The sequence below is a fragment of the Streptomyces sp. NBC_00250 genome (assembly GCF_036192275.1).
GTDB lineage: Bacteria > Actinomycetota > Actinomycetes > Streptomycetales > Streptomycetaceae > Streptomyces.
Map to the genome: position 1 here is coordinate 6513895 of NZ_CP108088.1, position 17972 is coordinate 6531866.

Below are 17972 nucleotides of genomic sequence, written 5' to 3' on the forward strand. Positions count from 1 at the left end.
CAGGGGGTGTCTACAGGTCGAGCACGAGCCGCTTTCCCGCGCAGCGCGAGACGCAGATCAGCATCGAGTCGTCCCGCTCGGCGTCGGTGAGCAGCTCGTCCCGGTGGTCGATCTCGCCCTCCAGGACCCGCTGTTGGCAGGTCCCGCAGAAGCCCTGCCGACAGGAGTACATGAGGCCCGGGAGCTCTTCGCGGACGGCTTCCAGGACCGACTGGTCGGCCGCCACCCGCACCGTACGTCCGGAGCGGCGCAGTTCGACCTCGAAGGCCGTGCCGCCGGTCGTCGCGGCGGCCGAGAAGCGTTCGAGGAGCGGGGTCCGGCCCTCCGGCATCGCCGTGGTCACGGCGTCCATCAGCCCTTCGGGGCCGCAGCAGTAGACGAGCGTCTCGGCCGGAACGTGCGCGAGGAAGCCGAGGTCGGGGAAGCCGGACTCGTCCTCGGCGACGGCGGTGACCCGGTCGCCACCGCCCAGCGCCTCGACCTCCGCCAGGTACGGCATGGTGGCCCGGCTGCGCCCGCAGTACACGAGCCGCCAGTCCGCCCCGGCCGCCTCGGCGGCGCGCAGCATCGGCAGGACCGGGGTGATGCCGATGCCGCCGGCGACGAAGACGTACGCGGGCGCGTCGGCCAGCGGGAAGCGGTTGCGCGGGCCCCGGATCTCGATCTCCACGCCCTCCTGGAGCTGCTCGTGGACCTCGCGCGAGCCGCCCCGGCCGCCCTGCCCGGCCTCGATCAGCCGGGTCGCCACGGTGTACGCGGTGGAGTCGGCCGGGTCGCCGCAGAGCGAGTACTGCCGTACGAGGCCGGAGGGCAGGACGAGGTCGACATGGGCGCCGGGCTGCCATCCGGGCAACTCCCGGCCTTCCAGGCGCAGTTCGACGACCCCCTCGGCGGGCGTGGTGCGCGCGGTGACGAGGACCTTGCGGGGGACGGTGCTGCCCCGGCCGTATCCGGACACGGGTTCTTCGAGGGAGGGCATCGGCCACAGCGGAGCCGTGGTCATGCGGCTGCGGACGGCGCGGCGGACGAGCAGTGCGGCCCCCGCGACGAGGGCGACGGTGGTGAACCGGGGCATCAGTGGCCTCCGTTGGCGCCGGGGGAGGAGGCCAGGTAGGCCATCGCCTGCGCGGTGTCACCCTCCTGGGAGGGGTGGTAGGCCCGGCTGAGGTAGCGGGGTATCGAGCGCAGCATGGCCGGGGTGGAGGGCAGCACGCCCTGTCGGCCCTTGCGGACGAACTGGCCGAGGGAGGCCTTGCCGTCGAGGAGGCTGGGGTCGTTCTCCATGAAGAAGCGGACGCCCCGCTGCCAGAGGAAGACGAGCGCGGAGAAGGCGAGCGCCCAGGTGCGGGCGCGGCGCCGGTAGCCGCCGTCGAGGTGCATGAACAGCTCGAAGGCGACCGAGCGGTGCTCGACCTCCTCGGCGCCGTGCCAGCGCAGCAGGTCCAGCATGGTGGGGTCGGCGCCGACCCGGTCGAGCTCGTCGGCGTTGAGCACCCAGTTGCCGAGGAACGCGGTGTAGTGCTCGATGGCGGCGATCATCGCGACCCGCTCCATCAGCCACCAGCGGCGCGGCCGGCCGGGCGGCAGGGTCCGGTCCCCGAGGAGCTTCTCGAAGAACCAGTCGACCTGCGCGGTGTACGGGGTGGGGTCGAGGCCCTGCTCCCGGAGGTGGGGGAGGACGTCGTCGTGGGCCTGGGAGTGGATGGCCTCCTGACCGATGAAGCCGATGACGTCCGCGCGCAGCCGGTCGTCGGTGATGTACGGCAGCGCCTGCTTGTAGACGTGCACGAACCAGCGTTCGCCGGCCGGGAGCAGCAGGTGCAGCACATTGATGGTGTGCGTGGTGAAGGGATCGCCGGGTACCCAGTGGAGCGGGGTCTCCTCCCAGTCGAAGGAGACCTTGCGGGCCTTGAGCTCGACGTGCTCCGACGCCACCGGTGCAGGCTGCGTATTAGACATGACGTCAATGTACTGAGGGGTAGGGCGGTGGCAACAGGTCTGTGCACGGTCTTTTTGGCGGGTACGGGACACGGCCCCCGGGTCACCTCAGGGCGCCGACCTGCGTCCCGTCCCGCAAGGTGCCGTCCAGGTCGGCCCGCGCCCCGGCGGCCGCCCTGACCGCCAGAACCGGCCCGTCGGACCGCCCCTTCACCCCGCCGGAGACCTCAAGGGCGGCGAAGTCCGGGCTGCCGGCCGCCAGGACGTACCAGCCGCCGCCGGGAGCCTGCCAGAGCACCCCGGCCAGCACCCGGGGATCCCGCACGCCGCAGGCGGGCGAACCCTCCGAGCGGGCCGCGAGCGCGGCGGGCACGGTGGGCGAGGGGACCAGGAACTGGGCCAGGACCCGGCTGCCGGTGCCGCGCCAGGTCTCCGCGCGGGTACACAGCCAGGTACCGCTCCCGGCGCCCTCCGGCAGCGGCTGCCGGGCGAACCGCCAGGCGTTCACGGACCGCACCCCGTGGGCCCGTACCGCCGTCAGCTGGCACGCGGTCCGCGCCCAGGCCGCGCGCGCCTCGGGGCTCGTGGCGTCGGCAGGGGCGTCGGCGGGCGGTCCCCAGAGGAGCCGGGCGGGTGCCAGCTCGTCGAGATCGGTGAGCAGCCGCCGGCCCGAACCGTCCTGCACCTGAAGGGTGTTCCAGCGGGTGCAGCTCCTGGCGAGGGCGGGACCGGTCATCGGCTCGGTCACCCCACTGGCGTCGCGCGGCAGCGGCCTCGGCTCCCCGGCGGGCGCCAACAGATCCCGTACGGCCGTCTCCTTCACCCAAGGCGCCGTCAGATATCGGACGTTGCCGGCCGCGCGGGACAGGACGAGCGCCGCCGAACCGACGGCGTCGGCCCCGTCGGTCCGCGCGAAGTCGAGCGCGGCACCGGCCGCACCCCCGACGGGCTCCGCGTACCGCACGACCCGCAGCCCGTCGTGGAGGAGCACCACCCGGGCCCCGTCGACGACACCGGCGAAGAGCAGCTGCGGCGGCCCCATGGGCGGGCCCACAGGCGTCCCGGGCGTGGCGGAGGACCGCACGGAGGCGCCGGGCCGCGCCCACACGGCGAGCGCCCGCCGCAGCAGCGCGGCGTCCCCGACGAGCCCACCGCGCGCGGGCCACACGGAGAAGTCCCGCCGGGTGGAACCGGGCCAGACGGCAGGACCGACCCGCTTGAGGGCCGCGGGATCGAGGGCTGCCTCGGCGGCGGGGTTACGCGCGTACGAGGGCGCAGCAGCACCGTTTCTGCCCCACCCGTCCCCGGGCAGCCCGAGCAGCGCCCCACAGACGAGAAGCGCGGCGAGCGCGACGAACGAGGCCCGCGCGTGCTGCCGCCGCCGCAGGAGATCGGTGGGCCGAGCCTGCAACGCACACGGATCGAACTCGTCGGACTCGAGCAGGGCGACACCACTGCGACGCCCACCGGGATCGAAGGGAGCCCGGACGGATCCCCCGTTCCTCCCGGAACCCCCGCCTCTCGCGGATTCCTCGTTGCCTCCGTTGCTCCCGTTCCTCCCGTGCCCGCCGTCGCGCCCGGGACGGCTGCCCGAGCCTCCGGCGGAGTGGGGGCCGGGCTGTTCGCCGACCCTGGCCGTACGGGCGTCCCCGTCCCCGTCCCCGGTCCGGGCGCCCGGGGCGTATCCGCCGGCGGGGCGTTCGCCGCTACCGGCAGGGGGGTGGGGAGCGTCCGGGCCACTGTGCCCGGCCTCCGGGGTGAGGGACCCGGCCGGGTCGCCCTCCGACTCGCCCTCCGGTCCGTCCAGCGCGTCCGCCTCCGCCAGGGCCGACGGCGGGTCCGCCACCCCCGCCGCCGCGAGCACCCGCAGGACCTCCGCGTCGCCCTGGCGTTCCAGGCCACGCAGGACGTAGGCCGCGCGGCCGGGTCCGGAGAGGCGGGACAGCCGCTGGTCCAGGGCGAGTTCGTCGGCGCCGCCCACCCGGGGGAACAGTCGCAGTCCCCACACGTGCGGAAGCAGCGGCGGCAACTGCGCCCGCCGCGGCAGGGCGAGCCGCCGCAGCGGCAGCCCCGCGATGAGCGCCTGCCGCAGCACCTCGCCCCGCACGTACGCGTAACCGGGATCGACCGCGTCCTCGGCGAGCCGGGGTTCCGGAACGGCCGGGCCCGGACCCGGGACCCGGCGGCGCGGCAGCGAGCGCTGCACGAGCGCGTGCGCGGTCAGCACCCGGCGGTTGCGGCCGAGCGACGGCGGCAGCACGAGGTAGGCGATGCGGACGAGCCGCGGATAGCGCTCGACGAGCGCGGCCTCGGCCTGCTCGACGTCGACGGGGCCCACGGGCGAGGGAACGAGATCCTTGGTGCTCACGTTCAGCAGAACGAGCGATTCTTCCGATGGTCACCCCGGTCCCGGTCCCGGTCCCGGCCCGGGGCCCATGGTGCGGGCTCAGGCCGCCGGGCCGGCCGTCAACCGCTCGCGGATCCGCGCCGTCACCTCGTCCGGGACGCCGAGTCCCTCCCGTACGTACGACTCCATCGACCCGTGCCGGACGGCCACTTCGTCGAGCCCCGCGGCCAGGTACTCCGGCAGGACCCCGATCAGATCGAGCGCGAGGTCGGGATTGCCGCCCTGGGCCGTGAACCCCTCGATCATCGGCGCGAACGCCTGCCGTACAGCGGTGTTGACCGACAGGTACTCCTCCCGCACGGTCTCCTCGTCCGCGCCGAGCAGCGAAAGCACGACCGTCGCCGCCCACCCCGTCCGGTCCTTGCCCGCCGAACAGTGGAAGAGCAGCGGCCCGGCGTCCGGAGCTCCCAGCTCGGTGAGCAGGGCGCGGTAGGCGGCGCGGCCGGAGTCGCCGGAGACGAAGGTCCGGTAGGTGCGGGCGAAGGCCGCCCGGACCTGGCCTCCGCCGAGGTGTTCCTCGGCGAGCGCAGGGTCGGAGAGCAGCGCCTTCAGACGGGCGGCGGGCGGCAGCCCGCTGATGGCCAGATGGTCGGCGAGCACGTCCGCGACGAGGTGGCGGGCACCGTCGGGAAGCCGGTCGGGCCGGTCGCCGCGCTCGCTCTCCGTACGGAGGTCGACGACGGTACGGATGCCCAGGGCGGCCACGACGGGTTCGGCCGGGTCGAGCCGGTCGAGCTGGGCCGAGCGCAGGACGAGCCCGGGGCGGACGGAACGCCCGGCACCGAGCGGCAGACCGCCGAGGTCGCGGAGGTTGGCGACGGAGGCGGCGGGGATGGCGGGCATGGCGTCGACTCCTCCGGTTCGTGCACGTTCGTGTCGACGGTAGTGGATCGCCCCGATCCAGGCAGATCAGGACGATTCATGCCGCGTGAGTGGCCGGGCAGCCCGGCAACCCGGCCCCTCGCGCGGCAAGCCAAACGACCACCAGACCACCCCGCACCCCGGCAATATCCGCCTACGCGCCTACTCGGCGAGCGCGGCCAGCACCTCCGCCTCCCGTTCGGGAGAGAGGCCGACCTCCGGCCGGTCCGGTCGCTGCGGGGCCGTCCCGCCGAGCGACTCCAGCCACGCCCACGTGTCCGCGACCGTCTCCTCCGCGGACCGGCAGCGCAGCCCGGCCGCTACGGCCCGGGACACGTCGGCGGTGTGCATCGCGTCGTACATCTCGCCCGGCGGCAGCCACACGGGTAGCTCCGACCACGGCGCGGCACCGGCCTTGACCAGCGCCTCCGGGTCGGTCCAGCGGAGTTCGGCGTCCGAGCCGGTGGCCCGTACGCAGGCGTCGAGCAGCTCGCCCATGGTCGTGTGCCCAGGCGGCGAGACGAGGTTGTACGGCCCGGAGAGCCCCGCGGCCACCGCGTCGAGCGTCCACTCGGCCAGGTCGCGGGCGTCGATGTACTGGATCGGCAGCGAGGCGGGTCCGGGCGCGATGACCGAGCCGCCGCGCGCGATCCGGCCCAGCCACCAGGGGAGCCGGCCCACGTTCTCGTACGGCCCGATGATCAGCCCCGCGCGGACGTGCAGCGTCCGGTCCGCACCGAACGCGGCCGTGGCGGCGAGCTCACCACCCATCTTGGCCTGCGCGTACGGCACGTCCCCGTCGTCCGGCGAACCCTCCACCAGCGGGCCGTCCTCCGCGAGCCCGGCCGCCGGCGGCCACGTGTACACGGAACGGCTCGACACGTACGCGTACCGCCCGACCCGGTCGGCGAGCAGCCGCGCCGCGTCCCGTACGGCAGAGGGCGCCGCCGACCAGGTGTCCACCACAGCGTCCCAGGAGCCCGTGGCGAGGGCGGCGAGACCGTCGGGACCGGTCGTGCGGTCGCCTATCAGCGACGTGACCCCGGCCGGCGGCGCGTGCCTCCCCCGATGGAAGACGGTCACCTCCCAGCCCCGTTCGAGCGCAGCCTCGACGACCGCGCGACCCACGAACTCCGTACCCCCGAGCATCAGAAGTTTCATGATCAGGAGCCTGCCCGGCCGCACGGCGAGGGGCCAGGGCTTTCGCTCCCGGAGGATTCCGCCACGGGAGGAACGTCACCGGATCGAACGGCGACGTCACGGGACAGGGAGGGCCTCTCGTGCCCCCGTTGGCGGGATGACACCATGACGGGCGATGACGAATCCCCGGTCGCCCCTGCGCGCTGTGCGAGCCGCCCTGTTCGCGGTGGTGTGCGTGACGTTGGCTGCCGTGGGGCATTCGTCCATGTCTGCGCACCGGCTTCCCGCACTCACCCTGCTCGGCGCCTTCGCCCTGACGGCGGCCGTCGCGTGGGCGGCGGCCGGCCGGCGCCGGGGTGCGCCGACGATCGCGGGCGCGCTGTTCGTCCTCCAGGGCGCACTGCACCTGATCTTCTCGATGACGGGTTCCCACGCGGGGGAAACGGGCGGGACGACCGGCACGCACGCGATGCACGGCATGGACGGCATGGACGCCATGGCCGGGATGCACGAAGCGAGCACGGGCGCGGGCGTCGGCATGGTCCCGGGCACGGACATGGTCACGGCGATGCTCTCCGGTTTCGCCACCGGCTCCGGCACCGGAATGCTCGCCGCCCACCTCCTCGCCGCCCTTCTCTGCGGCCTCTGGCTCGCCCACGGCGAGGCCGCGTTCCTCACGCTCGCCCGGGCCGCCCTCGCGTACGCCTTCACCCCCCTGCGCCTGCTCTTCGCGCACGTCCAGGTCCCCGACGCCCCGCGTGGCCGCGTCCGCCGGGCCAGGCGGAGCGCCCACCGGCCGCACACCGTCGTCCTCGCCCACAGCCTCTCCCGGCGCGGCCCGCCACGGCTGTCCGCACCCCGCGCCACGGCCCTCGGAGCACACGTCTGACCCGGGGGTCCTTCCCCTGTCTGCACCGACTCCAAGGACAGCCACAGCCATGACCATCGACGATCCCGCACGCCCGGAAACCCCCGAGGCGCCACCGTCGGAAGCCGCAACTGCTGCCGCCCCCGCCCCCGCCCCCACCGTCACCCCCACCTCCACCCAGACCACGTCCAAGCCCACGACCTGGAGCGCCCTGCGCCCCCTCGTCCTCCGCCTCCACTTCTACGCGGGCGTGCTCGTCGCCCCGTTCCTCCTCGTGGCCGCCGCGAGCGGCCTGCTGTACGCGCTCTCCTTCCAGGCCGAGAAGGTCGTGTACGCGCACGAGCTGGAGGTCCCCGTCGGCGAGACGACCCTGCCGCTCTCCCAGCAGGTGAACATCGCCCGCAAGGTCAACCCGAACGGCACCGTCACCGCCGTCTGGCCCGGCGCCGAACCCGGGGCGACCACCCGGGTCCTGATGGCCGACCCGGACGTCCCCGAGGACACCTCGCTGGCCGTCTTCGTGGACCCGTACACCGGGGACGTACGCGGACAGCTGCCCAGTTACGGCAGCTCCGGCGCCCTCCCGCTGCGCACCTGGATCGACGGCCTGCACCGTGATCTGCACCTCGGCGAGACCGGCCGCAACTACAGCGAGCTGGCCGCGAGCTGGCTGTGGGTCATCGCGCTCGGCGGTCTGCTGCTCTGGCTGGGCCGGCGCCGGAAGAACCGCCGTGCCCTGTTCGTACCGGAGGGCGGTCCGGCCTCGCGCCGTCGCACCCTGTCCTGGCACGGCTCGGTCGGCCTGTGGGCGGTGACCGGGCTCGTCCTGCTCTCCGCGACGGGTCTGACCTGGTCGAGGTACGCGGGCGAGAACATCGGCGCCGTCCAGGACGGTCTCGGCGGCGCGACACCCACGCTCACCGCGACCGTCGGAGGCGCGGCCGGCGGCTCCTCGGAACACGAGGGCCACGGCGGCGCCCACACCGGCGGTTCCACCGCCCAGGGTCCGGACATCGGCCTCGACAAGGCTCTTGAGGCGGCGCGTGCGGCCGGCATCGACAGCCCGAGGATCTCCGTGGTCCTGCCGGGCGAGGGCAAGGGCTATGTGGTCAAGGAGACGGACACGCAGTTCCCCCTCCAGCTGGACTCGGTGGCGGTGAACCCGGCGGACGGCGCGGTCCTCGACCAGCTCCGCTTCGCCGACTACCCGCTCCTCGCGAAGCTCACCCGCATAGGCATCGACGCGCACACCGGCGTGTTCCTGGGCCTGTTCAACCAGCTGGCCCTCGCGGCCCTGGCACTCGCCCTGATCCTGCTGATCCTCTGGGGCTACCGCATGTGGTGGCTGCGCCGCCCGGGCCGCCCGGCGGCGCGCGGGGCGTGGCGGAAGATCCCGGTGACGATGCTGCTCCCGCTCCTCGCGGTCACGGCGCTGGTGGCGTGGTTCGTCCCGCTGCTCGGCATCAGCCTGCTGCTGTTCCTGACCGTGGACCTCGCCCTGGGAGTGGTGTCCAGGGCGAGGAGCAAGGTGCGGGCAGGCTGACCGAACTACCCGGTCAGGGCGTGTACTTGTAGCCGACCCGCCGCACGGTCTGGATCGTGTGGCGGTGCTCGGCGCCCAGCTTGCGACGCAGCCGGGCCACGTGCACGTCGACGGTACGTCCGTCGCCGACGTGGCCGTACCCCCACACGGTGGTGACCAACTGGTCGCGGGTGTGGACCCGGTGGGGGTGCGCCACCAGATGGGCGAGCAACTCGAACTCCAGATACGTCAGGTCGAGCGCCTGCCCGTCCACGACGGCGATCCGCCGGCCGCCGTCGATGGCGACGGGCCCCTGGTCCTCCACCGGATCGGCGACGGGTGCGGTCGCGGGGGCGGGAGTGGCGACGGGCAGCCGCGGCTGCTGATCGGCCGGTACGAGCACGAGGTACCCGACCATCGGCGGCCGGCCCGGCAGGGTCGGCAGGGTGTGCGGAGGAGCGGGCAGCAGCGTGGCACCGGGCGGCAGGAAGTCGGCGACCTGGGCGAAGTCGACGACCTCGTTGGGGTCGACGGCTCGCAGTCGATGACGGCCGGGACGAACGGCCGTGAGGGAAGCGCTCGGGGTGTGGGCGGTATGGGCCATGAGAGGTCAGCTCTTTCGCGCGGAGTAACGAACAGACAGGAGTCGTACGTCGTGCGCGTCGGCCGAAGGCCGTGGATCGGACCGTACCGATCAGGGCTTTAGAGGGCCGACGCGTTCCTCGCGCGGCAACACACCCGGTCGAAGTCGTGATGCTGCCGGGAAGGCCAGAACGGCTCGAGGTCGTGACGACCCGTCGCGGTGTCGTTCTGTGTGATGGCCATATCCCTATTGAACCAGAAGGGAATGCCCCCGACGACCCCTTCGTCGGCCAAACCCCGTGTCGTCCTTCCCACATGCCGGGAGAGCCACCCGGTTCACGAGGCCGGGAGGAGCCCCGTTCCGCGCCGGGAGGAGCCCGGCGCGGAACGCCGAGAGGCGCCCACCGGGAAGGGTGGGCGCCTCTCGAAGTGAAGACGTGCGGATCAGACCTGGCCGGCCTTCGCGAGGGCCTCGCAGCAGGTGTCCACCAGGAGGCGGGTCACCGTGTACGGGTCCACGTTGGCGTTCGGGCGGCGGTCCTCGATGTAGCCCTTCTGGTCCTGCTCGACCTGCCACGGGATGCGGACCGAGGCGCCGCGGTCCGAGACGCCGTAGGAGTACTGGTCCCACGGGGCGGTCTCGTGCAGGCCCGTCAGACGGTCGTCGATGCCGGCGCCGTAGTTCTTGACGTGGTCGAGCGGCTTCGAGCCCTCGCCGAGGGACTCGGCGGCGGTGATGATCGCGTCGTAGCCCTCGCGCATCGCCTTCGTCGAGAAGTTGGTGTGCGCGCCCGCGCCGTTCCAGTCGCCCTTCACCGGCTTCGGGTCCAGCGTCGCGGAGACGTTGAAGTCCTCGGCCGTGCGGTACAGCAGCCAGCGGGCGATCCACAGCTGGTCGGAGACCTCCAGCGGCGCCAGCGGGCCGACCTGGAACTCCCACTGGCCGGGCATGACCTCGGCGTTGATGCCGGAGATGCCGAGACCGGCCTTGAGGCAGTTCTCCAGGTGCGCCTCGACGATCGGGCGGCCGAAGATCTCGTCCGCGCCGACGCCGCAGTAGTAGCCACCCTGAGCGGCCGGGAAGCCGTTGGTCGGGAAGCCGAGCGGGCGGCTGCCCTCGAAGAAGGTGTACTCCTGCTCGATGCCGAAGATCGGCTCCTGCGCGGCGTACTTCGCCTCGACCTCGGCGAGCGCGGCGCGGGTGTTCGAGTCGTGCGGCGTCATGTCCGTGTTGAGGACCTCGCACAGCACCAGGATGTCGTTGCCGCCGCGGATCGGGTCCGGGCAGACGAAGACCGGCTTGAGGACGCGGTCCGAGGCGTGGCCCTTGGCCTGGTTCGTGCTGGAACCGTCGAAGCCCCAGATCGGCAGCTCCTCCAGGGAGGCGCCCTCGCCGGCGAGGATCTTCGTCTTCGAGCGAAGCTTCGCGGTCGGCTCGGTGCCGTCGATCCAGATGTACTCAGCCTTGAAGGTCACGGGCCTCATCCTTTGGGCGTGCTGCTGCGGGTGTCGCGGCGGCTCGCGGCGCTGCGAGAAGCTGCGGTGTCTGTGTCCGGTCGCAGCTTCGCAACACGGGATTTCCCGTCGGTTGCCCGAATGTGAACCCCGTGTTACTCAGCTTTCCTTATTTTCGCGGAGCCGCTGTGCGACCACGTGGGTGTTCAGGAGGGAGTCGAGACCCGCGCCCCGGACACGCCGTACGACCTCCGCGTACGAGGTCCCCAGGGCCTCCGCCGTCCGACCCAGGTGCCAGTCGCAGTCGGCGAGCCGCCGCAGCAGATGCCCCTTCCGGATCTGGTTCTCCGAGAGCCGGAACGTCTTCAGATACGCCGTCCGGCCCTTGCGGTCGGTGATCAGCTCGCCGATGTGCTGCTCCCGCCCGCCCCGCGTGAACGGCGGCAGGAACCGGTGCAGATCGAACGGCCCCATCCGGTGCACCCGCTCGAAGACGTACGAGGTCTCCAGGAGGTCCCGCGCCATCAGCCCGTCGTGCGCCACCGCCCAGGCCCGCTCCTGCTCCCGCGCCGCCGCCCGCAGATCCGCGAGGTTCCGGATGCCCCCGGCCCCGTCCCTGATCCGCGCCGTGAACTCGGGCACCGGGCCGCCGTAGTACGCGTACTGGTGGACCAGCTCCCCGTACAGGTCCTCGACGAGCGTCGGGTGCAGCAGCCGGTAGTCGTCCGGGTGCGGCACCACGAAGGCCGCGGCCAGCGCGTCGGCCACGTACAGGAGCAGCCCGCACTGGCCCGGGTGGACCTCGAAGATCCGCAGCGCCTCCGTGAGCCCGGGCACGCTCCACCCCGCGTACGCCGCCTCGGAGCGCGGCGAGAGGCCGTGCCGGACCGCCTCGCGGGACCACTCGTCCCAGACGATCGACGGCCCGCCGAAGTGCAGCGCGAGATAGCCCTCCAGGGCGAGGTGCAGCGGCAGGAAGCGGAGCCGCGGCTCGATGTGCCCGTCCTGGGCGCGCCGCCGCTTGGCCATCCGGTGGATCCGGCGCAGAGGCACGCAGGACGGCGGCTCGCCGCCCCCGCCGTCACCGAGCCGGGTCCCGTACGCGGCGGACTCCCGGCCCGCCCCCGGCACCGAGGCCGGCTCCGACCCCGCCCCCGTCCAGTCGGCGACGAAGCCGTGCGGGACGTACGAGGTGTAGGTGGTGCGATCGGGCAGGTCCACCGCGCCGAGACCGCCGTAGATCTCCCGGTGCAGGCGCAGCCCGGGGACCGGCTCGGCCCGGACGAGCGGCACGAGCCGCACCCCGCCCCACACCTGCGCCGGCCGGACGTCGAGCCCGGTCAGGTCGATCCGGGTCATCCCCCGGCCCCCTCTCCCTCTCCCGCCCCGGCCAGGAACAGCTCCACCCGCCGGTCCAGATAGGCCCGCAGCTCCGCGAACCCGGTCCGCCCCTCGGCGAACTGCGCGATCTCCACGAGCGCCGCCAGATCCTCCGCGTCGCGGATCCCGGCGGCCGGCACGCTCGGGGCGAGCCGGCGTACATCGAAGCCCTGCGCGTCGTATACGGGGTTCAGGTGCACCACGCTCGTCCGGCGCTCCGGATCCAGCCGCGACCTCCACACCCGCAGGACCTCGCCCGCGAGCCCCGGCGGGGCGTTGTCCCAGCCGTCCGAGACGATCACGAGCCGGTCGGGGCCGGTCTCCAGGCCGTCCAGGACGCGCATGCCCAGCGGCGTCGGTCCGTACGGCCGGACGAGCAGCGGATCGCTGCCGCCGGAGGTCCACAGCGGGGTGTACGTCCCCGGCGCCGCGAGCGCCTCCAGGAGGTAGTGGCAGCCCAGCGCTACGGCCAGCGGACGGCGCCGCTTCACCGCCGAACCCGAGGAGGAGAAGCTGTCGTCGAGGACGGCCGTGACCCGCCCCCAGGTCCCGGCGTACGGCCCCGCCGCCCGCCGGGCAGCCGCCCGCAGCGCACCCGTCAGCTCCGCCCGCCGCTCCACGCGCTCGCCGAACGGCAGCGAGAGGACGTACAGGGCGAGCCGGGTCAGCGGCATCACGGACAGGTCGGCGGCCCGCGCCGTCCTGAGCTGCTCGAGCCGGGTCATCCGGGGCGCGATCCGCTCCAGGAACACCTCGCGCGGTACGCCGTGCCGGGCGGCGAACCCCTCGGCGACGGTGAACGGCAGCTCGTACAAGGCGCCCTGCTCGTACCGGGCGCGGCGGAACGCGTCGAGCGTCGGGTTCTCGTACCGGACCCGGCGGCCCGGCGCGAAGAGGAAGTCCCCGGTCTCGGGGTCGGGAAGCCGGCCGTGGACGTGCCGGAGGGTGGCCTTCAGGCCGGTCCGATACTTCACCGCGTCCAGGGCGGGGTCGGGGCGGGCCGCGACCCACGCGCGCATGATCGCGCGCGTACGCCGGTTGTTGACCCCGGCGGCGCGCACCGCGCGGAACAGCCGGTAGACCCGCTGCGGCGGAAGCAGCGCGAGCCGCGCCCCGATCAGCCGACCCTCGGCCCGCTTCTCCTCGGGTCCGCCGGCCTCGTCGGCGGTGCGCAGCAGCTGCTCGACGATGAGGGCGGCGTTGTGGTGGTTGATGTCGAGTGCGAGGGCGGCGGCGTACACGGGCCGGTAGTTGACGCGTACGTACTCGTGGACGAAGCGGAGCGAGAACCGCTGGGCGGCGGCGGAGGAGCGGAACTCGCGCTGGCCGGTGGCGGTCACGGCGGCGTTGACGAAGAGGAGCACGTCCTCGGCGGCGACGAGCTCGGACACTGCTCTCTCCTTCTCGTGGGTGCCGGCCGGGGAATGAGGGCACGAACAGCGAAGACGTTGCTTCAGAGGCAGGTTCCGGAAGTCGCACCGAAGTCCCGCGGCCGGCCCGGAAACGCTAGCACCGGGCGGGGGGAGGGACGCGAGCGGATTATCGGGAGCCGTTGTCGGAGGCGCACGGCAGACTGGTGGTCATGGCGAAGCACCTGGGCGCGAAGCCCCGCATCGGACTCCTCGGCACCGGCCCCTGGGCCGGTCACACGCACGCGCCCGCGCTCGCCGGGCATCAGGGGATCGAGTTCAGCGGCGTGTGGGGCAGACGTCCCGAGGCGGCGGCGGCGCTCGCCGCCGCGTCGGGCACGCGCGCGTACGAGGACGTGGACGCCCTGTTCGCGGCCAGTGAGACGCGGTGGCGCTCGCGCTGCCGCCGGACGTCCAGGCCCCACTGGCGGTCCGGGCGGCCGAAGCCGGCTGTCATGTCCTGCTGGACAAGCCGGTCGCGACGACGGTCGCGGGGGCACGGAAGGTCGCCGAGGCGGTGGAGGCGGCGGGGGTGGCCTCGGTGGTCTTCTGCACGCTGCGGTTCGCGGAGCCGACGGCCCGCTGGATCGAGGAACAGGCGGCGGTCGGCGGCTGGTTCCTGGGCGAGGCGCACTGGCTGGGCTCGCTCTACGGGGCCGGTTCGAGCAGCGCGTACGCGGCCTCCCCCTGGCGTCGGGCGAAGGGCGGTCTGTGGGACGTGGGGCCGCACGTCCTCTCCGTCTTCCTGCCGGTCCTCGGCGACGTCACGGAGATCACCGCGGCGCCTGGCCCGGCGGACACCCACCACCTGGTGCTGCGTCACACCTCGGGCGCGAGCAGCACGGCCACCCTCACCCTCAGTGCCCCACCGGAGGCGGCGGAGGCGGCCCTCGCCCTGTACGGCACCGAGGGCAAGGCCGCCATGCCGCGCTGGGACGGGGCGGTGGGAGCGTTCGGCGCGGCCGTGGACGCCCTGATCCGTTCGGCCCGCACGGGCGAACCCGACGCCTGCGACGCCCGCTTCGGCCTCCGCCTCACGGAGATCCTGGCGGAGGCGGAGGCGACGGCGGCGACGGCGGCGGGGCGCGCGGAGGTGTCGGAGGACAGCGGGGCGTCGGGCAGCTGAGGGCTCCGCCCCGGACCCGGCACCGAGGCGCGCGGCCTCAGGACCCGAGCGCCTCGGACAGCGCCCCGCGCAACGCGTCCAGGGCGGCTCCGTACAGCCGCTCCGGCGGTGTGGCGTAGCCGACGACGAGCCCGTCCGGATGGGCGGGGCCCCTGGCGTCGGGGTGACGGTAGGGAGCCAGGCCCTCGACCGCGACCCCGTGCCGGGCCGCCGCGGCGAGGGCGGCCCGCTCCGTGCCCCGCGGCAGTTCGAGCACGGCGTGCAGCCCGGCGGCGATGCCCGTCACCCGTACCCCCGGCACCCGTTCGGCGAGCAGTGCCACCAGGCGGTCGCGCCGCCCGCGGTGCCGCTGGCGCATCCGCCGGACGTGCCGGTCGTACGCGCCGGAGGCGAGGAAGTCCGCGAGGGTGAGCTGTTCGGTGGCCGGGGCGTACGGCTCGCGTCGGCCCTTCGCCGCGACGGCCTCGTCCACCAGGGCGGCCGGCAGACACATCCAGCCGATCCGCAGGGCGGGGGAGAGGCTCTTGCTGACGGAGCCGATCAGGACGGTCCGTTCGGGGTCGAGGCCCTGGACGGCGCCCACCGGTCGCCGGTCGTAGCGGAACTCCCCGTCGTAGTCGTCCTCGATCACCAGCCCGCCGGAGGCCCGCGCCCACTCCAGGACACCGGCCCGGCGCTCGGGGTGCAGCGGCCCGCCGGTGGGGAACTGATGGGCGGGGGTGAGCAGTACCGCGCCCGCGTGGCGGGGGATTTCGGCGACCCGCGCCCCGTGCTCGTCGACGGCCACCGGCACCGTGGTCAGCCCGGCCTCGGCGAGGAGCCCGCGGTGGAAGGGCAGTCCGTACGCCTCGACCGCCCAGGGCCCCGCCGGACCGAGCACGCGCGCGAGGAGCCGCAGGGCGTGCGCGGCGCCCGAGCAGATCACGATCCGGTCGGGGGTGGTGCGAACGCCCCGCACGCGCGCGAGGTACTCGGTGAGCGCCAGGCGCAGTTCGATGCGGCCCTGCGGGTCGCCGACCCCGAAGGCCTCGTGCGGCGCGGCCGTCAGGGCCCGCCGGGCCGCCGCGAGCCAGGCGGCGCGGGGGAAGGCGCCGGGGTCGGGCTTGCCCTGGACGAGGTCGTACGGGAGCGGCGGCGGCGCGGCGGGCCGTACGGGCCCGGGGGCGGGCGCGGCGACCCGGTCGGCGACGTGGGTCCCGGAGCCCTGGCGGGAGGTGAGCCAGCCTTCGGCGACGAGTTCGGCGTAGGCGTCGGCGACGGTGTTCCGGGCGATGCCGAGGTCGGCGGCGAGCGAGCGGTAGGGCGGCAGCCGGGTCCCGGGAGCCAGCCGCCCGCCGCGTACCGCCTCGCGCAGGGCCGCGATGAGTACGGCCCGCCGCCCACCGGCGGCGCTCAACTCCAGATGCAGATCGACCCCGAGCCCGCCGGCGTCGGTGCCGGTCACCGCCCCGCCTCGTCCCCGCGGCCCACGAGATCCCGAACACCGCTCAGGAACCGTCGAACGGCCTCCTTCTCCCGCTCCTCGAACCCGCCGAGGAGTGTCACGGCCCCTTCGACCAGGGGCCCGAAGTGCGCCCGCCCGAGGTCCTTCGCCCGGTCCTCCACGGTGAGGAGCACGCGCCGCCGGTCGCGGGTGTCCCGGACGCGGGCGACGTAGCCGAGGCGTTCGAGCCGGTCGACGACGGCCGTCGTACCGGCCGAGTTGAGTCCGAGCCGCTCGCCGAGCCGTCCGGCGGTCGCGTCGGTGCCGGCGCGTTCGGCGTCGAGGAGGCAGATCAGGGCGCGGACGTCGGTGGGGTGCATGCCGTTGAGGGCGGCGAACTCGCCCTGGCGGAGGCCGTATTCGACGGTGACCTCGCGCAGCAGATGGAAGATGAGCATCTCGGGTGACTCGTCCACCGCGGCCTCCTATTATCTCGCTGAGCGAGAGTATCGCCGATCGAGAGGACCGCGCCATGTCCGTCATCTTCGAGGCCGCCTACGACGCGCTCCTCGCGACCTGGCCGCACCCCACGACGGTCTCGGAACTCCCCACCCCCTACGGCACCACGCATCTCCTGAGTCACGGTGTGGAGGACGGCCCGCCGGTCCTCCTCCTGCCCGGCGGCGGCGCGACCGCCTGCTCCTGGCGCACGACGGCCGCCGCGCTCGGCAGGACGCACCGGGTGCACGCCGTGGACCTCGTCGGCGGACCGGGCCGCAGCAGGGCCGACGGCCGCCCGATCCGTACGGTCACGGACCTCACCGTCTGGCTGGACGCCGTACTCGACGGCCTGGGAGTGACATCGGCGGCCTTCTGCGGCCACTCCTACGGAGGGTGGATCGCGCTCCGGTACGCCCTTGCGGCCCCGGACCGGACGGACCGCCTGGTCCTCCTCGACCCGACCGGCTGCTTCGCCGGCTTCCGTCCGGGCTACCTGCTGCGGGCCCTGCCGATGCTGCTGCGCCCGACACGGGCGAGGACGGCGGCGTTCCTGACGTGGGAGACGGCCGGCGCGGAACACGACCGGGAGGTACGGCGCCTGGACGCCCTGGCGGCGGACCTTCCCCGCCACCGCCCGGTCACGGGCCCGCGCCCGACCCCCACCCGACTCGCGGCGCTGGGGCCGCGGGCACTGCTGCTCCTGCCGGAGGGCGGCCGAGCCCAAGACGTCCACAGGGTGGCGGCGAGCGCGACGGCCCTGGGCCTACGGACGGAGTTCCTGACCGGCGCGACCCACCACACACTCCCGGCGACGCTGCCGACGAAGGCGCTGACCGACATCCTGAGCTTCCTGAAGCCGACGTGACCTCGACGCCGCGGCGCCGTAAGGCCTCAACGGGAGAGCGCGTCCCGAACGGCGTCCTCGGACCGGCCGACGACGGCCGTGCCGTCCTCGGCGGTGATGATCGGCCGCTGGATGAGCTTGGGATGCGAGGACAGGGCCTCGATCCACCGCTCCCGGTTCTCGGCGTCGCGGGCCCACTCCTTCACCCCGAGCTCCTTGGCGACGGCCTCCTGGGTCCGCGTGATGTCCCACGGCTCAAGACCGAGCCGGTCGAGCACCTGCCGGATCTCGTCGGGGGAGGGCACGTCCTCCAGGTAGCGGCGCACGGTGTAGTCGGCGCCCTCGGCGTCGAGAAGGGTGAGGGCGCTGCGGCACTTGGAACAGGCGGGATTGATCCAGATCTCCATGCCCCCACGGTACCCCCCAGACCTCTCTCCACCACCCCCTAAACCCCCTCTGGCCAGGGGCGATTGTCAGTGGGGGCCACTAAAATAGGGGGTGAAGGTGAGGGTCCCG

Annotated in this window: 15 protein-coding genes and 1 pseudogene; 4 read left to right on the forward strand and 12 right to left on the reverse strand. The window is 73.9% G+C overall.

The genetic code is table 11. The features are described from left to right. Nucleotides 1-10: 10 nt before the first annotated feature. The 5 genes from OG259_RS29500 to OG259_RS29520 form a co-directional block, all read right to left on the reverse strand. On the reverse strand, nt 11-1075 hold the full coding sequence (locus tag OG259_RS29500) for a PDR/VanB family oxidoreductase (protein ID WP_328945009.1): 1065 nt from the start codon (nt 1073-1075) through the stop codon (nt 11-13). After that, nucleotides 1075-1959 (reverse strand): metal-dependent hydrolase, encoded by an 885-nt coding sequence (locus tag OG259_RS29505; protein ID WP_328945010.1) that lies wholly within the window; start codon nt 1957-1959, stop codon nt 1075-1077. Before OG259_RS29505 ends, OG259_RS29500 begins: the two co-directional genes overlap by 1 nt. Nucleotides 1960-2041: 82 nt before the next feature. Next, entirely contained in the window at nt 2042-4306 is a 2265-nt protein-coding gene (locus OG259_RS29510; RefSeq protein ID WP_328945011.1) for a hypothetical protein, read from the reverse strand. A 78-nt stretch (nt 4307-4384) separates the two neighbouring features. After that, entirely contained in the window at nt 4385-5188 is an 804-nt protein-coding gene (locus tag OG259_RS29515; protein WP_328945012.1) for a tyrosine-protein phosphatase, read from the reverse strand. Nucleotides 5189-5368: 180 nt separating this feature from the next. Next, nucleotides 5369-6367, reverse strand: a complete 999-nt coding sequence (locus OG259_RS29520) for an NAD-dependent epimerase/dehydratase family protein (protein ID WP_328945013.1) — start codon at nt 6365-6367, stop codon at nt 5369-5371. Between the two features lie 244 nt (nt 6368-6611). Here OG259_RS29520 and OG259_RS29525 point away from each other — a divergent pair, with 244 nt between their 5' ends. Both OG259_RS29525 and OG259_RS29530 read left to right on the forward strand, forming a co-directional pair. Next, complete coding sequence (locus OG259_RS29525) at nt 6612-7235, forward strand: hypothetical protein (protein WP_328945014.1); 624 nt, start codon at nt 6612-6614, stop codon at nt 7233-7235. Between the two features lie 49 nt (nt 7236-7284). Then, entirely contained in the window at nt 7285-8757 is a 1473-nt protein-coding gene (locus OG259_RS29530; protein WP_328945015.1) for a PepSY-associated TM helix domain-containing protein, read from the forward strand. 13 nt (nt 8758-8770) lie between these two features. Here OG259_RS29530 and OG259_RS29535 read toward each other — a convergent pair whose 3' ends face one another. The 4 genes from OG259_RS29535 to OG259_RS29550 form a co-directional block, all read right to left on the reverse strand. Beyond that, nucleotides 8771-9340: a winged helix-turn-helix domain-containing protein gene (locus tag OG259_RS29535; RefSeq protein WP_328945016.1), complete on the reverse strand. Its 570-nt coding sequence runs from the start codon at nt 9338-9340 to the stop codon at nt 8771-8773. 422 nt (nt 9341-9762) lie between these two features. Further along, complete coding sequence (gene glnII / locus OG259_RS29540) at nt 9763-10794, reverse strand: glutamine synthetase (protein ID WP_328945017.1); 1032 nt, start codon at nt 10792-10794, stop codon at nt 9763-9765. A 138-nt stretch (nt 10795-10932) separates the two neighbouring features. Beyond that, complete coding sequence (locus OG259_RS29545) at nt 10933-12132, reverse strand: ARPP-2 domain-containing protein (protein WP_328945018.1); 1200 nt, start codon at nt 12130-12132, stop codon at nt 10933-10935. Continuing rightward, nucleotides 12129-13544 (reverse strand): hypothetical protein, encoded by a 1416-nt coding sequence (locus OG259_RS29550; RefSeq protein WP_328945019.1) that lies wholly within the window; start codon nt 13542-13544, stop codon nt 12129-12131. Before OG259_RS29550 ends, OG259_RS29545 begins: the two co-directional genes overlap by 4 nt. A 191-nt stretch (nt 13545-13735) precedes the next feature. Between OG259_RS29550 and OG259_RS29555 the strand changes: the two are divergent. After that, nucleotides 13736-14688, forward strand: a pseudogene (locus tag OG259_RS29555) (Gfo/Idh/MocA family protein). Between the two features lie 37 nt (nt 14689-14725). Here the strand turns inward: OG259_RS29555 and pdxR are convergent. Then, nucleotides 14726-16132: a MocR-like pyridoxine biosynthesis transcription factor PdxR gene (gene pdxR / locus OG259_RS29560; RefSeq protein WP_328945020.1), complete on the reverse strand. Its 1407-nt coding sequence runs from the start codon at nt 16130-16132 to the stop codon at nt 14726-14728. After that, nucleotides 16129-16569, reverse strand: a complete 441-nt coding sequence (locus tag OG259_RS29565) for a helix-turn-helix domain-containing protein (RefSeq protein ID WP_328947216.1) — start codon at nt 16567-16569, stop codon at nt 16129-16131. Before OG259_RS29565 ends, pdxR begins: the two co-directional genes overlap by 4 nt. A gap of 74 nt (nt 16570-16643) precedes the next feature. On the opposite strand from OG259_RS29565, the gene OG259_RS29570 reads away from it, so the two are divergent. Then, the gene (locus OG259_RS29570) at nt 16644-17477 is read left to right on the forward strand and encodes an alpha/beta fold hydrolase (protein ID WP_328945021.1); all 834 of its coding nucleotides are present in this window, start codon (nt 16644-16646) and stop codon (nt 17475-17477) included. A 26-nt stretch (nt 17478-17503) separates the two neighbouring features. Here OG259_RS29570 and OG259_RS29575 read toward each other — a convergent pair whose 3' ends face one another. Next, nucleotides 17504-17863 (reverse strand): ArsC/Spx/MgsR family protein, encoded by a 360-nt coding sequence (locus tag OG259_RS29575; protein ID WP_328945022.1) that lies wholly within the window; start codon nt 17861-17863, stop codon nt 17504-17506. Between the last annotated feature and the right edge of the window lie 109 nt (nt 17864-17972).

Bases quoted from the DNA above. Each gene is read 5' to 3' on its own strand.
- OG259_RS29575 (WP_328945022.1), bottom strand. From the start codon at position 17,863: ATGGAGATCTGGATCAATCCCGCCTGTTCCAAGTGCCGCAGCGCCCTC.
- OG259_RS29515 (WP_328945012.1), bottom strand. From the start codon at position 5,188: ATGCCCGCCATCCCCGCCGCCTCCGTCGCCAACCTCCGCGACCTCGGC.
- OG259_RS29525 (WP_328945014.1), top strand. From the start codon at position 6,612: ATGTCTGCGCACCGGCTTCCCGCACTCACCCTGCTCGGCGCCTTCGCC.
- OG259_RS29535 (WP_328945016.1), bottom strand. From the start codon at position 9,340: ATGGCCCATACCGCCCACACCCCGAGCGCTTCCCTCACGGCCGTTCGT.
- OG259_RS29520 (WP_328945013.1), bottom strand. From the start codon at position 6,367: ATGAAACTTCTGATGCTCGGGGGTACGGAGTTCGTGGGTCGCGCGGTC.
- OG259_RS29505 (WP_328945010.1), bottom strand. From the start codon at position 1,959: ATGTCTAATACGCAGCCTGCACCGGTGGCGTCGGAGCACGTCGAGCTC.
- OG259_RS29500 (WP_328945009.1), bottom strand. From the start codon at position 1,075: ATGCCCCGGTTCACCACCGTCGCCCTCGTCGCGGGGGCCGCACTGCTC.
- OG259_RS29545 (WP_328945018.1), bottom strand. From the start codon at position 12,132: ATGACCCGGATCGACCTGACCGGGCTCGACGTCCGGCCGGCGCAGGTG.
- OG259_RS29530 (WP_328945015.1), top strand. From the start codon at position 7,285: ATGACCATCGACGATCCCGCACGCCCGGAAACCCCCGAGGCGCCACCG.
- OG259_RS29570 (WP_328945021.1), top strand. From the start codon at position 16,644: ATGTCCGTCATCTTCGAGGCCGCCTACGACGCGCTCCTCGCGACCTGG.
- OG259_RS29565 (WP_328947216.1), bottom strand. From the start codon at position 16,569: ATGCTCATCTTCCATCTGCTGCGCGAGGTCACCGTCGAATACGGCCTC.